Source organism: Methylobacterium sp. 142-1Y, from assembly GCF_057747795.1.
Window position 1 is genome coordinate 835,539 of the sequence record NZ_CM173224.1, and the last position, 14,416, is coordinate 849,954.

11 protein-coding genes are annotated in these 14,416 nt (G+C 68.6%); 7 read left to right on the forward strand and 4 right to left on the reverse strand.

Annotated elements, in window-relative coordinates; genetic code table 11:
* Nucleotides 1–102 precede the first annotated feature (102 nt).
* Genes AC3AOF_RS03940 through AC3AOF_RS03950 form a run of 3 tightly spaced genes read left to right on the forward strand, consistent with a single transcriptional unit; the run spans nt 103 to nt 2,753 of the window.
* A complete protein-coding gene (locus tag AC3AOF_RS03940; protein WP_488347732.1) occupies nt 103–1,209 on the forward strand; it encodes an apurinic/apyrimidinic endonuclease family protein in 1,107 nt (368 codons plus the stop codon).
* Nucleotides 1,210–1,247: 38 nt separating this feature from the next.
* Nucleotides 1,248–1,796, forward strand: coding sequence for an RBBP9/YdeN family alpha/beta hydrolase (locus AC3AOF_RS03945; RefSeq protein ID WP_488347733.1), 549 nt, complete (start codon nt 1,248–1,250; stop codon nt 1,794–1,796).
* A gap of 6 nt (nt 1,797–1,802) precedes the next feature.
* Nucleotides 1,803–2,753, forward strand: coding sequence for a class I SAM-dependent methyltransferase (locus AC3AOF_RS03950; protein ID WP_488347734.1), 951 nt, complete (start codon nt 1,803–1,805; stop codon nt 2,751–2,753).
* 455 nt (nt 2,754–3,208) lie between these two features.
* On the opposite strand, the gene AC3AOF_RS03955 is transcribed toward AC3AOF_RS03950, so the two are convergent.
* A protein-coding gene (locus AC3AOF_RS03955; protein ID WP_488347735.1) for an IS630 family transposase occupies nt 3,209–4,289 on the reverse strand; the annotation gives its coding sequence in 2 pieces (ribosomal slippage) (nt 3,209–3,809 and nt 3,808–4,289; 1,083 coding nt in all).
* A 261-nt stretch (nt 4,290–4,550) separates the two neighbouring features.
* Between AC3AOF_RS03955 and AC3AOF_RS03960 the strand changes: the two genes are divergently transcribed.
* Complete coding sequence (locus tag AC3AOF_RS03960) at nt 4,551–5,207, forward strand: SCO family protein (protein WP_488347736.1); 657 nt, start codon at nt 4,551–4,553, stop codon at nt 5,205–5,207.
* A gap of 25 nt (nt 5,208–5,232) precedes the next feature.
* Complete coding sequence (locus tag AC3AOF_RS03965) at nt 5,233–8,193, forward strand: AbfB domain-containing protein (protein ID WP_488347737.1); 2,961 nt, start codon at nt 5,233–5,235, stop codon at nt 8,191–8,193.
* A gap of 10 nt (nt 8,194–8,203) precedes the next feature.
* Here AC3AOF_RS03965 and AC3AOF_RS03970 read toward each other — a convergent pair whose 3' ends face one another.
* Complete coding sequence (locus AC3AOF_RS03970; protein ID WP_488347738.1) at nt 8,204–8,464, reverse strand: hypothetical protein; 261 nt, start codon at nt 8,462–8,464, stop codon at nt 8,204–8,206.
* Nucleotides 8,465–8,498: 34 nt separating this feature from the next.
* Between AC3AOF_RS03970 and AC3AOF_RS03975 the strand changes: the two genes are divergently transcribed.
* Entirely contained in the window at nt 8,499–11,174 is a 2,676-nt protein-coding gene (locus AC3AOF_RS03975) for an AbfB domain-containing protein (RefSeq protein WP_488347739.1), read from the forward strand.
* A gap of 116 nt (nt 11,175–11,290) precedes the next feature.
* Here the strand turns inward: AC3AOF_RS03975 and panE are convergent, their stop codons facing one another.
* On the reverse strand, nt 11,291–12,229 hold the full coding sequence (gene panE / locus AC3AOF_RS03980; RefSeq protein ID WP_488347740.1) for a 2-dehydropantoate 2-reductase: 939 nt from the start codon (nt 12,227–12,229) through the stop codon (nt 11,291–11,293).
* A gap of 112 nt (nt 12,230–12,341) precedes the next feature.
* Here panE and AC3AOF_RS03985 point away from each other — a divergent pair, with 112 nt between their 5' ends.
* Nucleotides 12,342–13,667: a chloride channel protein gene (locus tag AC3AOF_RS03985; protein ID WP_236991992.1), complete on the forward strand. Its 1,326-nt coding sequence runs from the start codon at nt 12,342–12,344 to the stop codon at nt 13,665–13,667.
* A 511-nt stretch (nt 13,668–14,178) separates the two neighbouring features.
* Here AC3AOF_RS03985 and AC3AOF_RS03990 read toward each other — a convergent pair.
* Entirely contained in the window at nt 14,179–14,322 is a 144-nt protein-coding gene (locus AC3AOF_RS03990) for a hypothetical protein (protein ID WP_236991991.1), read from the reverse strand.
* Nucleotides 14,323–14,416 lie beyond the last annotated feature (94 nt).

Consider the following 14,416-nt stretch of genomic DNA (forward strand, 5'->3'; position numbering starts at 1 on the left):
TCACGACCGGCCGGCCCCTCGGGGCCGGCTTTTTTGTTGGCTGAATTTTCGCGTCTCTCGGCCTCGGGTGGACCCGCGGCGCGGCGCGCCGCGTTGTCGGCCATGATCTCCGCCCCCTCCCCCGCGTCCGGCCCCCGCCTCGGCTTCTGCTGCAAGTTCATCCCGGACGAGCCGCCCGGCCGGCACAAGACGCTGAAGGCCGCGAAGGACGCCGCGATGGTGATGAACGTCACCACGGTGACGATCGCATATCTGCGTCGACTCGATCCGGCGGCGGCGCGGGAGAAGCTGGTCTCCGTCGTGACGCACAACCTCGCGGCGATGGGGCGCCAGGTCGCCTGGGTCGCGGAGCGTCCCCCGCTCGAACGGCTGCTGCGCCTCGCGAGTTCGATCCTGCCGGGCTACACCCATCCGGAGGTCCGCGACCTCTATGCCGATCCGGAGTTCCGCCGCACCATCGAGGCGGGGCTGGCGGCGGTCGGCGAGGCGGCGAGGGCGGGCGGGGTGCGGCTCAGCATGCATCCGGGCCCGTTCTGCATCCTGGCGAGCCGCAACCCGGCCGCGCTCGCGAACGGCATCGCGGAGCTCGACTACCACGCCGAGGTGATGGCGATGATGGGCTACGGCACCGGCTGGCACCCGCACGGCGCCCACGTCAACATCCATGTCGGCGCCCGCGACCCGGGGGTCGACGCCTTCCGGGAGAACCTGTCACGCGTCTCGCAGGTCGCCCGCGACCTCGTCACGGTCGAGAACGACGAATCCGCCTTCGGCCTCGACGAGGTGCTGCGCCTCGCCGACACGGTGCCGGTGGTGCTCGACCTGCACCATCACTGGATCCACAGCCGCGGCGACTACATCGAGCCCGACGATCCGCGGATCGCCCGGGTGATCGAATCCTGGCGCGGGGTGCGGCCGATCGGTCATGTCAGCGTCTCGCGCGAGGACGTGCTGCCGGGCCACGACCCGAACGCGCTGCCGGACTTCGCGGCCCTGACGGAGGCCGGCCTCAAGGGTCGCGACCTCGCCGCCCATTCCGACATGATGTGGAACCGGGCCTTCAACGATTACACGGCCCGCCACCTCGCTTGGTGCGACATCGAGGTCGAGGCCAAGCTGAAGAACCTCGCCTCGACGGGGCTCGCCCTCCATGTCGGGCCCGCGCTCGCGGGCCTCGCCCCGGCGGTGCCGCCGCTCGCGGCGGAGTAGCCCTCGACGCTGCCCTTTCCCCGCTGTAACGGTGCGGCATGAAATCGGCCGATTGCGACATCCTCGTCGTCCCGGGCTACACCAATTCCGGGCCCGACCACTGGCAGAGCCGCTGGCAGGAGCGGCTCTCGACCGCCCGCCGGGTGGCCCAGGAGAGCTGGGACCATCCCGAGCCGGGGGCCTGGCGCGACGCCGTGATCGCGGCGGTGCAGGCGACGAGCCGGCCGGCGGTGCTGGTCGCCCACAGCCTCGGCGTGATCTCCTGCGTGCAGGCGGCGCCCTATCTGCCGAAGGGCAGCGTCGCGGGCGCCTTCCTGGTCGCGCTGCCCGATATCGAGCAGCCGGATACGCCGGCCGTGTTGCGGACCTTCGCGCCGATCCCCCGGGAGCCCCTGGCCTTCCCGTCGGTCCTGGTGACGAGCCGCACCGATCCCTACACCGCCTACGAGCGAGCCGCCGACTTCGCCGCCGCCTGGGGGGCGGACCTCGTCGATGCCGGCGAATCCGGCCACCTCAACGCCGAGAGCGGGCATGGGCCCTGGCCCGAGGGGCTGATGCGCTTCGCCGGCTTCCTGCGCAGCCTGTAACCGGCCATGGTGCACTCTCTCGACATGGTCGAGCCGGCGACGGCGGCGACCTTCCGCGAGGCCGATTACCTCGCGGCCAATCCGGATATCCAGCTCGCGGTGCGCGAAGGCAGGCTCGCCAGCGGCCGGGCCCATTTCGACAAGCATGGGGTACGCCAGGGCCGGCGCCAGAGCCGCCTGCCCGCGGGGCTGGAGGCGATGCGGGCCCAAAAACTCGCGCGGCTCGGGCCCCTGATGCGGGACGACCTGCCCCACCGCCGGATCGGCGAGAAATACGACTATCTCAGCGAGGACTTACGGGCGCTGTCGGGCGCCGAGGACAGCCCGAACGTCTCGCAGAACGCCTATGACGGCCATGTCCACGAACTCATCGCGGCGAACCCCGACGGGCTGATCCTCGATTGCGGCGCCGGCCGGCGCGACCGGTACTACGCCAACGTCGTCAACCTCGAGATCGCCGATTACGACACGACCGACGTGCTCGGCATCGGCGAGGTGCTGCCGTTCCGCGATGCCAGCTTCGACGGGGTGATCTCGATCGCGGTGCTGGAGCATGTGCGCGATCCCTTCGCCTGCGCCCGCGAGATCGCCCGGGTGCTCAAGCCCGGCGGAAAACTGGTCTGCGCGGTGCCGTTCCTGCAACCCCTGCACGGCTATCCGCATCATTACTACAACATGACCGGCGAGGGCCTGCGCAACCTGTTCGCCGACCACCTGGCGGTGGACCACCAATACGTCCCGGCCTCGCTCCTGCCTATCTGGAGCCTGACCTGGATGATCCAGTCCTGGGCCGCCGGCCTGCCGCCGGACGTGCGCAAGCGTTTCCTGTCCCGCCGCCTCTCCGACTTCACCGCCGACCCGCTCTCGCTCCTCCAGGAGCCCTACGTGACGCAGTTGAGTGACCAGAAAAACCTGGAACTGGCGAGCGGGACCTACCTGTTCGCGCACAAGGAATAGAAACGCGCATCATGTCACCTTGCGGTGTTCAGCCCTATCCAGGAACGTCGTCATCCAACAACGTTTATGACACGATGGTACCGCGGGTCTCTACTTTTCCGAGCGAGAACGGTACTCTGCGCCCGTGCTTCGGTGATTTCATCTCAGCGCCTCCCGGCAACGAAACCTGCGCCTCTTCTTGATCCCATAGCTCCTCGTCACGATCCCAACCGGGACAGCGAACGCGTCGTGGACATCCGGGAGACCGTTCGGGCCCCCCGATCCACACCGATCGCCTTGCCGGCACCGCCCGGTTTCCGCACGATCTCCGCGTTTTCTAGCAGAAATCTCCGCATCTCATACGATTTCCGATTGATCGCTTCGCGATGCGGAAATCGTCTTCGCTCACGCGCCGCGCGGGCTGGTGATACGAAATCCGGAAGTGATCTTCCGAATTTCGTATCATACCAACGGCCCTAAACTTTGACCTTCGCCCAGTCGCGCGCTGTGATTGAGGTCACGAGGTCCGGGTTGTTGACGAAGAAGTTCCAGGCGTCGCAGCAAGCCTCGACGATCTGCCTGTAGTCACGGAACACCCGATTGGCGAGCTTGTTCTGGCGCACGTATTGCCAGACCAGTTCCATCGGGTTCAGCTCCGGCGAGGACGCCGGCAGATGCAACAGCGTGATGTTGTCCGGCACCGCCAGGCCACGCGGTCGGCGTGTCTTGGCGGTGCCGTGATAGCCGGCCCCGTCCAGCACCAGGATCGCGTGTGCGCCCTCGGCCACCTGCTTGCTGATCTCGGCCAAGTGCAGCGACATCATCGCGGTGTTGACCGTCGGCAGCACCAAGGCCGCGCTGGTCGCGCGCGCCGGGCAGGCCGCGCCGAACACGTACGCCCACTTGTAGCGTTGGTCGCGGGGCGCCCGCGGGCGCGTGCCCTTGCGCGCCCAGACCCGCGTCAGCGTGCCCTGCTGGCCGACGCGCGCCTCGTCCTGAAACCAGATCTCGAGCGGCTTGGCGCGGACGGGTTCGGGCAGGATCTCTGCCACGCGCGCGGCGAAGTTTTTTAAATGCTTCCTGGATCTCCTCGTCGGCCTTGGGATGCTGCGGGCGCACCGAAAGCCGCACGAAGCCAAGCTCCGCCAGGTGCTTGCCAACGGTGCGCTCGTGCATCTCGACCCCGAACAGATCCTTGATCCGCGCCTGAAGGTCGACCCGGCGCCAGCGCACCACGCCATCGGTGTCGACGTCCGGCCCCGCCTCGACCAGCGCGGCCAACTGCTGCTTCTGGTTGGGCGTCAGCTTGGCGGCCCGGCCTGGCGCCTTGCGGTCGCTCAGACCTTCAAGCCCCTCGGCGTTGTAGCGGTGGACCCAATCGCGCAGGGTCTGGCGGTCCATGCCGCAGGAGCGCGCCGCCGTGGTGCGATCGGCACCCTCCAGCACCAGCGCGAGCGCCAGCATGCGACGCGCCGCCGGAATGCTCGGCGCCTTGGACGATGCTGCGCGCAACGCCTCAGCGCTCAGATCCGTGCGGGTGATGGCGATCCCGGTCATGGCACGCTCTCCTGATCCGTGAACCGAATCAGAACTGGAACCCGCGCGCAACACGCCGAGTCAGCCTCACCGGCCGTTGGTATCATTAAGCCTGACGGCTTAGTCATCAAAATATACTGCAAGTTGCAACCGCGAAAGCCCCCCGACTCCCTGGATCATCCAGGTCATGATTCGTTATCCGCGCCCCATTACGGGTTTTAAACGCCCGTGCGTCAGGTTCGCCGTTGGGACAACTCAGCGATGGATTGGCGGAATCGAGCCATGTGGCCGGGATTCAAGTACGTGGCCGCCCTCGTGGCCGGCCTGCCCCTCTGGGGCATCCCCAGCACCGCCTCGATCGAGCCGCAGGCGAACGCTGAGTCGGCGCCTCGAAGCGACCTCGACACCCTGCTCTGGCCCTCGGCCGGCGCGGGGCAGCGGGCCGACCAGCGCGGCGTCGCGCTGAACCCGGCCGATCTCCGCGACCGGATCGCCGTGGTGGCGTTCGTGGCGCCCGATTGCTCGATCGTCTGCGTCACCCGCACCCTCGACCTCGACCAGGTCGCCAAGGCCCTGCCGGAGACGGTCCGCGACCGCGCGGTGTTCCTGGCGGTCTCGCTCGACGACGCGACGAAGGATGGCAAGGCAAGCGGCATGACGGCCCTGCGCACCTTCGTCGACGGCACCGTCGGGGCGCAGACGCGGCTGCGGTTCCTCGCCGGCGACGCGGCCTGGACCGCCTCGCTCGTGGCGATGCTGCGCTATCCGGCGGCGTCGCTGCCGGAACCGCCGCCGCAGGTCCTGGTCTTCGACCGGCGCGGCGGGATCGCGATGTCCTACGGCGGCGACCCGGTCGATCGCCCACGGCTCGAACGCGACATCCCCCTCCTCGACAGTTTCGCGCAGGGTCTCGACGCCCACGGTTCCAACCCCCTCTGACCTTTCCGAAGCGAAAGTTCCCGTCATGACCGCAGCGATCCAAGCCGGACGCCGCCCGCGCCTGCGCGACGCCGCCCTCCTCTCCGCCACGATCTTGGGCGCAGGTCTCCTGTCGCCCGCGCAGGCCGCGCAGTTCGGCGTGGTCGTCAACCAAGTGCCGGATCCGATGCTCGCCGGCCTGTCGATCCCGGCAAACGCGCCGACCCAGGGCCTATGGTCGGGCGTCTACAACTGGCCGATCAACGCGATCGCCCTCGGCCTGATGCCGAACGGCAAGGTCGTGTCCTACGGAACCCCGGTCAACAACCCCGGCACCCAGGACGGCCGTACCTTCGACATCTGGGATCCGACCCAGGGCCTGAATGCCGGCGGCGCCCACACCACCCTGCAGGGGGTCGTCGGAATCAACAGCTTCTGCTCGTCGCAAACCTTCCGCTTCGACGGCACGCTGATGTCGGCGGGAGGCATCTTCGACAACGGCAACGACAAAGGGAGCGTCATCCTCAACAGCAGCGCCACCGCCCTGACAGCCAACGCAGCCAAGCTGGGCAACGACCGTTACTATTCGACCATGCTGACGCTGCCGAACGGCCAGCAACTCATCATAGGCGGAGACTACCCCTATGCCGTTGGCTGGTCGGACCCGCAAGGCTCGATCAACCAAGGGTACAATACCGGCATGACGCCGGAACTCTACGACGGCACCAAGTGGAACACGCTGTTCGGCGCGAACAGCCGCGACGCGTTCGGCCCCGACAACAGCCGGTACTGGTTCCCGCGCGCGTGGATCGCCCCCAATGGGAAGGTCTTCGGGATCTCCTCCGACAAGATGTGGTTTCTCGATCCGACGGGGAACGGCTCCGTCGCCGCCATGGCGTTCAAGGCTCCGCCGCAGAGCGCGAATTCCGCCACGGCGGCCCCGAATACCGGTCCGGCCTCGACGGCCGTGATGTACGACACCGGCAAGATCCTCCAAGTCGGAGGCAACAGCATGACGAACGGTGACGGGGGCTATCTCGCGAGCAGTCTTGCAACGACGATCGACATCAACGGGACGGCCCCGATCGTCGCCGAAACATCGCCGATGAAATACGGTCGTGCGTGGTCGAACTCCACTGTCCTGCCCACCGGGCAGGTCGCCGTGACCGGCGGCAGCCTGTTCAATGATACGGCCGACAACAACACAGTCCTGCAGACCGAGATCTGGAGCCCGTCGAGCGGGCAATGGACTGCCGCCGCTTCGGCCGCGATCTACCGCGGCTACCACTCGACCGTGATCCTGATGCCGAATGGTGCCCTGCTCAGCGCCGGCGGCGGCGCTCCGGGACCGGTCAACAACCAGAACGCCGAGATCTACTACCCGCCCTACCTGTTCGCCGCGACGGGAGGCACCGCGGCCCTGGCGCCGCGCCCATCGATCGTGAGCCTGAGCAGCCTGCAACTGTCCTATGGACGATCCCTGCAGTTCGAGCTGACCTCGCAGAACGGCCTGTCGCAGGTGGTGCTGATCGGGACCAGTCTCGTCACGCACAGCTTCAACGCGACCCAGCGGCGCTATTCCGCCAGCTTCTCGACGTCGGGCAATGCGGTGACCGTTCAGGCGCCGGCTTCGGGCAACCTCGCGCCCCCCGGTTACTATCAACTCGTCGCCATCGACAAGAACGGTGTCCCCTCGCCGGGCATCATCATCGCGCTCGGCGCCAACGTGACCGCCCCGGCCCAGGCGACGGCCTTCGTCACCCCGGCACAGGGCGGCACAGGGACGGGCGGCAGCACCGGGGGAGGATCGGCAGGCGGCGGCACGGGCGGGAGCGGCGGTGGCTATGCCGGCGGAGCGGGCACGACTGGCACCGGCGCGACGGTGAGCCTGCAATCGAGCAACTACACCACGAGCTACCTCACCAACGTCGGCGGCACGGCGCGGCTTGTCACCCCGGCCAATGCCAGCGACAAGCAGCAGGCCACGTTCCGGCAGGTGCCGGGGCTGGCCGGCTCGGGCGTGTCGTTCCAGGCGAGCACGAATTCCAGCCAGTACCTGCGCCATCAGAATTTTCAGCTGTGGCAGCAGCCCAACGACGGCAGCGATCTCTTCAAGAGCGACACGACCTTCACCCCGCGCGCAGGCCTCGCCGGCTCGTGCGGCTGCAATACCGGGACCTGCACGTCCTACGAGTCGGTGAACTGGCCCGGCTACTACGTGCGTCACCAGAACTTCAGCTTCTACATCGCCAAGCCGGATGGCGGTCCCACCTACAACCAGGACGCCTCGTTCTGCGTCGCGCCGCCGGCCGACGGCTCCAGCGCCATGCCGGCCGCGAACGGCCAGTGGACGCCGATCGGCGTCGCGGCCTCGCGCGTCTCGGTCGGGACGGACGGCACCCTCGTGACGCTCAACGCCGACACCAAGGTGCCGTGGCGCTACGTGAGCGACAACACCTGGACGCCGCTGCCCGGAAACTTCACCGACATCGCGGTCCTCAGCGCCACCAGCATCTACGGCGTCGGCACCGACACCAACGTCTACCGCTACAACGGCCAGAGCTGGACCCAGGTCGGCACCAACGCGAAGTCGATCGCGGCGGCGGACGGCTCGATCCTCATCGCCAACGGCAACAACGACATCTGGCTCAAGCAGGCGGACGACAACGCCAATGCCTGGAAGCAGCTGCCCGGCAAGGCGCTGCGGGTGGCGGTGATGAACCGCAACAGCCTCTGGCACATCGGCCTCGACAACAACGTCTATCGCGGCGACCAGGGCGGCAACTGGGTCGCGGTCGGGAACAGCGCGGCCGAGATCGCGGCCTCGCCGGACGGCAGCGTCGTGGTGACGAACACCGCCAGCCAGCTGATGTGGCGCAAGACCGGCGACGACACGGTCGGGAACTGGGCGCTGGTCGATCCGAGCTTCAAGGCGACCGCCCTCACCGTCCCGAACGCCCAGCGGGCGATCGTCGTCGGCCTCGATCGCACCATCTACCGCTACTGAAAAGCTTTTCTTAAATATTCCGGTCGGCACCGCGATACGAAATAGAAACACATCGCAAATACAAGCATGACAATCGCCATGCCGGCCGGCCTTTATGCAAGAGAGCGACACGAGACATACGAAAATCTTTGCTCGGATCGACCGTCGATCCGGCGACAAAAAGCGATCCGAACAAGACAATGGCGAGACCTGCGCCATGCAAATCGATGTGGCGGTCGGTCGCTTCATCGACAATGCCGCCCGGAACCTCGCCCCGGCTCTCGAGCGACATCCGCGCCCTCAGACCTGACAGGAAGCCTGCACCGATGACCGCACTGTTCCCGGCCGGGCGGCGCCCGCGCCTGCGCGACGCCGCACTCCTCTCTGCTACCATCCTGGGCACAGGCCTCCTGTCGCCGGCCCATGCCGCGCAGTTCGGCGTGGTGGTGAACCAGGTCGCCGATCCGGTGCTCGGGAGCGTGGCGCTTCCCGACAACGCGCCCACGACGGGCGTGTTCTCGGGGGTGCAGAACTGGCCGATGAACGCCATCACCCTCGGTCTGCTGCCGAGCGGCAAGATCGCATCCTACGGCACGCCGGGCGGCAACCCGGGCACCCAGGACGGCCGCACCTTCGACATCTGGGATCCCGGCCAGGGCATCGGCGCCGGCCACATCACCCTGCCGGGCGTCGCGGGCGTGAACAGCTTCTGCGCCGCGCAGGCCTTCAGGGCCGACGGATCTCTGTTCATCGCGGGCGGCATCTTCGACAACGGCAACGACAAGGGCAGCGTCGTCCTCAACCGGACCGGCACCGGCGTGTCGGGTACCAACGCCAAGCTCGCCAACGACCGCTACTACTCGACGATGATCACGCTGCCCAACGGCCAGCAGCTGATCATGGGCGGCTCCTATCCCTACCAGGGCGGCTGGGGCGATCCGCAGGGCAGCATCGACAAGGGCCTGATGACCGGGATGACCCCGGAGATCTACGACGGCAACGGCTGGCGGAGCCTGTTCGGCGCCAAGAGCCGCGACGCGTTCGGCCCCGACAACAACCGCTTCTGGTATCCGCGCGCCTGGATCGCGCCGAACGGCAAGGTGTTCGGCATCACCGCCGACAAGATGTGGTTCCTCGATCCGAGCAACAACGGCTCGGTCACTGCGATGAACTTCAAGGAGCCGCAACGCAACGCGAACTCCGCCACCGACGCGCCGAATGTCGGCCCGGTCTCGACCGCGGCGATGTACGACACCGGCAAGATCCTCCAGGTCGGCGGCAACAGCTACGACAACGGCACCGGCTTCCTCGCGAGCAGCCGCGCCACGGTGATCGACATCAACGGCGGCATGCCGGTGGTGACCGACACCGCGCCGATGAGCGTCGGCCGCGGATGGGCCAATGCCACGGTCCTGCCCACCGGCCAGGTCGCGGTGACCGGCGGCAGCAAGTGGAACGACCGCGGCGACGGCGACACCGTGCTGCAATCGGAGATCTGGGATCCCAAGACCGGCCGCTGGTCGCTCGGGGCCTCGGGCGGGGTCTATCGCGGCTACCACTCGACCGCGATCCTGATGCAGAACGGCGCCCTGCTGCTGGCCGGCGGCGGCGCACCGGGCCCGGTCGCCAACCAGAACGTCGAGGTGTTCTACCCGCCCTACCTGTTCGCCACCGTCAACGGCAAGACCGCCCTCGCGCCGCGCCCGCAGATCGTCAGCCTCTCGACCGTGCAGCTCCAGCACGGCCAGTCGATGCAGTTCGAGCTCACCTCGCCGAACGGGCTGTCGCAGGTCGTCCTGATCGGCCTGAGCACGGTGACGCACAGCTTCAATTCGGGCCAGCGCCGCTACGTCGCCGCCTTCACGCAAGCCGGCAACGCCGTGACGGTGCGGAATCCGGCCAACGGCAACGTCGCGCCTCCCGGCTATTACCAGCTGGTGGCGATCGACCAGAAGGGCGTGCCCTCGCCGGGCGTGATCGTCGCGCTCGGCAACGGCGTCGCGGCACCATCCCAGGTCGCGGCCCCGGCCGTGGTCACCGCCGCGGGCGGCGGGCAGAATGGCGGCGGCACCGGCGGATCGGCCGGCGGCGGCACGGGCGGGAGCACCGGCACGGGTGCCGGGGCGGGCACGACCGGCACCGGCGCGCCGGTGAGCCTCCAGGCGAGCAACTACACGGGGAGCTACCTCACCAACGTCAACGGTGCGGCCAAGCTCGTCACCCCGGCCAGCGCCGGCGACAAGCAGCAGTCGACCTTCCGGCAGGTGCCGGGCCTCGCCGGCTCGGGCGTGTCGTTCCAGGCGAGCACCAATGCCAGCCAGTACCTGCGCCACCAGAACTTCCAGATCTTCCAGCAGGCCAATGACGGCGGCGACGTCTTCAAGCGCGGCGCCACCTTCCTCCCGCGCGCCGGGCTCGCCGGCACCTGCGGCTGCAATACCGGACCGTGCACGTCCTACGAGTCGATCGACTGGCCGGGCTACTACCTGCGCCACGCGAACTTCACGTTCTACATCGCGAAGTCGGACGGCAGCGACCTGTTCAAGCAGGACGCCTCGTTCTGCCCGGCGAACGGCCTGACCGCCACGACCTCGGTGCTGAAGGCGGCGAATTCGGGGCTCTGCCTGTCGATCGCCTCCGGCGACACCAGCGACGGCGGGGCGGTGACGCAGCAGACCTGCACCGGCGTGCCTGAGCAGACCTGGACCCCCACCCCCGGCAATGGCGGAACCGCCTACGTCAACAAGGCCTCGGGCAAGTGCCTCGACATGAGCCTGCTCAAGCCCCCGGCGGCGCCCGGCACCCCGATCACGCAATGGACCTGCAACGGCGGCACCAACCAGGCCTGGACGCTGCGGTCCCAGAACGGCGGCAACGCCCTCGTGTCGGTCAATGACGGGGGCCTCTGCGTCGATATCTGGAACGGCTCGACGCAGCCCGGCGCGGTGACGGCGGCCTGGACTTGCCACGGCGGCGCGAACCAAACCTTCCTGTCGCAGTAGACCGGCCGACCCCCCGGAGGTACGGCACAGGGGAGGACGGTCCCACCGTCCTCCCCTCCTTGATTCCCGCGACGGCGCCGGCACGCCTCGACTCGGCACGCCGTCTCGCGACCGGCTCAGCCCTGCTCCCGCCCCCGCCGGCTCTCATAGGCCTTGAGGTGGGTATGGGCGGTCGACAGGTCCGGCCATGCCCCGTCCGGATCGGCCGCGCGGCCGCGGGCGAGGAGGTCGCCGACGATGTGGTCGGCCTCGATCCGGGCGCCCTTCTCGATGTCGCGCAGCATCGAGGCGGTGAAGCGCGACTCCGCCGCCGTCAGGGTGCCGCGGCTCGACTCCAGGAACTTCTCCCGCGGCGCATGGCCGGCGCCCGCCGCGATGCCGCGGCATTCCTCCAGGAGACCGAGCATCAGTTCGCGCCCGCCGGGGGCAGCCACGATGTCGCCGACCGGGGCCCGCATCAGGCAGGTGCCGCAGGCCAGCGTCGCGAGGAAGACCCACTTCTCCCACATCTCCAGCAGGATCTTGTCGCTGAGCCGCGCCGCGAAGCCCGCCCCTTCCATCACGCCGGCGACCCGGGCGATGCGCTCCGAGCGCGTCCCGTCCCGCTCGCCGAAGGTGAGCGCGTGCAACTCGCTCATCTGCACGATCGTACCCTCCGGCGACAGCGTCGCCGCGATGGCGCAGGAGCCGCCGAGCACCCGCTCCGCCCCGAACCGCGCGTCGAGGGCATCGAGATGCGCCATGCCGTTGAGGATCGGCAGAACCGTCGTGTCCGGTCCCACCGCCGGGGCGACGTCGTCGAGGGCGCCGGCGAGGTCGTAGGCCTTGCAGCTGAGAAGCACGAGGTCGAAGGGCCCGGGGATCGTGGCCGCCGTCACGGTCGCCGGCCGGTCGATGCGAAAATCCCCGAGGGGGCTCCGCACCGAGAGCCCCCCTTCGGCGAGCCGCGCCGCCCGCGCCTCGCGGACCAGGAAGGTCACGTCGCGGCCTCCTTGCGCGAGCCGTGCCCCGAAATAGCCGCCGGTCGCCCCTGCCCCCACCACCAGCACCCGCATGACGCTTCCTCCTGTCCCATGGTCAGGCCTGACCTGTTCCGGCAGAGCTTCGCATCGGCGGCGGTTTCGTCCAAGGTGCCGGCTGGTCTGGTTGGACGAAGGGTTGCGTCGCGTGCGGGGTTTGAGGGAGCGGCTGCCGGGATCGCGGGATCTCGTCGGGATCTGGGGCCGGCGCGGGCTGTTCGTGCTCGGCGGCATCGCGGTCGGTGCCGCGGCGGTGCTGATGGCGCATCTGGCCGATGCGGCGCAATCGGCGTTCCGGGCCGTGATCGGGATCTCGCCGCTGATCGCCCTCGTCCTCACCCCGTTCGGCTTCGGGCTCGCCGCGCTCTTGGCCCGCACGGTGTTTCCGAACTCGCAGGGCAGCGGCATCCCGCAGGTGATCGCCGCCCGGGACATCGACGACGCCGCCTTGCGTCATCCCCTGATCTCCCTGCGCACCGCCTTCGGCAAGATCGTGGTGATGACATTGGGGTTGTTCTGCGGCGCCTCGACCGGGCGCGAGGGGCCGACGGTGCAGGTCGGTGCCGCGCTCATGGCGGCGGCCGGCCCCCTGGCGCCGGAGCGCCAGCGCGGCCTCCTGCTCGCCGGCGGCGCGGCCGGGGTGGCGGCGGCCTTCAACACGCCGCTCGCCGGCATCGTGTTCGGCATCGAGGAACTGAGCCGCTCCTACGAGGCCAAGACGTCGAGCCTGATCCTCGGGGCGATCATCGCGGCGGGCCTGACCTCGCTCGCGATCGTCGGCAACTACACCTATTTCGGCACCACCGGCGACACCCTGCCGCTGGCGGCCTGGGCCGTGGTGCCGCTCTGCGGCATCCTGGGCGGGCTGTCCGGCGGCCTGTTCAGCCGCATCGTCATCCTGGTCACCTGCGGCGGCCTGCCCGGGGCGCTCGGGCGGTTCGTCTCCGGCCGGCCGGTCGTGTTCGCCGCCCTGTGCGGCTTCGGCGTCGCCCTGTGCGGTCTCGCCACGCACGGGCACGTCTACGGCACCGGGTACGAGCAGGCGAAGGCGCTGCTCCACGGCAACTCGGACACCCATCCTCTGTTCGGCCCGCTGAAATTCGTCGCCACGACCCTGTCGTCGATCAGCGGCATCCCGGGCGGGCTGTTCGCCCCCTCCCTGGCCGTCGGGGCGGGTCTCGGCGCCGAGATCGCCCGCCTGTTCGCGGACGTGCCGGTCGGTGCCGTGGTGCTGGTCGGGATGGTGGCCTACCTCACCGGCGTCCTGCAGGCGCCGATCACCTCGTTCGTCATCGTGTCGGAGATGACGGAGAATCACGGCCTGGTGATTCCCCTGATGATCACGGCGCTCATCGCCGACGGCGCCTCGAAGCTGGTCTGCAAGCACGGGCTCTACCATGCGCTGGCCGAGCCGATGGTCGAGCGCATCACCGGGCGCAAGACGCATGGGCCGGAGGTCAGCGGGCCGGCGTGAGAGCGGGGGAATGTTCGCGGGTGCAGAGACTCCGCCTCCGCATCGCGAGTGCCGACGCGATTGCGCCTGCGATCTCGGCCTGAGGTCGCGTGCCCGACAGGCATGGAGACTGCGCCAGGGGCAGTTCGACTGCGATCGACGGATCTCAAACCAGCCGAGTCATACCAACGGCCCAAGATGCTGACGCATCGATTCGATCCCGGGCAAGCCCGAGATCGACGGGGCCGTCGACCCATCTCGAATTTCCGACGCCAAGCCCAGAAGTCCGGGACCTCGGGCTTGGCGTAAATTCGAGACTTGGCGAAAATTCGAGAACGGCACCGAAGGCCGTTCTCAACGACCGTTGGTATCAGTCCGCGGCCGCGAAGCGGAGCCTGCAATCCAGAACCGCGGGCTGTTCCGAACAAAGCGGAAGGCTATCCGCTTCGTTCTTCACCATGCGGTGTTCTGAATTCAGAGCTCCGCTGCGCCGGCGCGCAAAGTCCGGACGATGACGCCCGGACGCATCCGGTCAAAGCGGCAGCATTCCGACCAGGGCGAGGCGGCGGTTGTGCTCGAGCCAGAGACGCAGCATCTCGGCGAACAGGCCCGGCTTGGCGGCCGTCTTGGCAGGGGCGATGGAACGGGTCGCGGCGATCGAGGGCGAGGAGGCCATGGGTTCGGCTCCGAAGTGGGAGGTGGACTGGAACTCTGTGGTTCCTGACCCCGACCATGATCCTCATGCTGCATTGCAGCAATCATCGATCTCG

What these genes read in the sequence shown, in the direction of transcription:
- AC3AOF_RS03940 (WP_488347732.1), top strand. Translation starts at nt 103, where the DNA reads ATGATCTCCGCCCCCTCCCCCGCGTCCGGCCCCCGCCTCGGCTTCTGC.
- AC3AOF_RS03945 (WP_488347733.1), top strand. Translation starts at nt 1,248, where the DNA reads ATGAAATCGGCCGATTGCGACATCCTCGTCGTCCCGGGCTACACCAAT.
- AC3AOF_RS03950 (WP_488347734.1), top strand. Translation starts at nt 1,803, where the DNA reads ATGGTGCACTCTCTCGACATGGTCGAGCCGGCGACGGCGGCGACCTTC.
- AC3AOF_RS03960 (WP_488347736.1), top strand. Translation starts at nt 4,551, where the DNA reads ATGTGGCCGGGATTCAAGTACGTGGCCGCCCTCGTGGCCGGCCTGCCC.
- AC3AOF_RS03965 (WP_488347737.1), top strand. Translation starts at nt 5,233, where the DNA reads ATGACCGCAGCGATCCAAGCCGGACGCCGCCCGCGCCTGCGCGACGCC.
- AC3AOF_RS03970 (WP_488347738.1), bottom strand. Translation starts at nt 8,464, where the DNA reads ATGTCGCTCGAGAGCCGGGGCGAGGTTCCGGGCGGCATTGTCGATGAA.
- AC3AOF_RS03975 (WP_488347739.1), top strand. Translation starts at nt 8,499, where the DNA reads ATGACCGCACTGTTCCCGGCCGGGCGGCGCCCGCGCCTGCGCGACGCC.
- panE (WP_488347740.1), bottom strand. Translation starts at nt 12,229, where the DNA reads ATGCGGGTGCTGGTGGTGGGGGCAGGGGCGACCGGCGGCTATTTCGGG.
- AC3AOF_RS03990 (WP_236991991.1), bottom strand. Translation starts at nt 14,322, where the DNA reads ATGGCCTCCTCGCCCTCGATCGCCGCGACCCGTTCCATCGCCCCTGCC.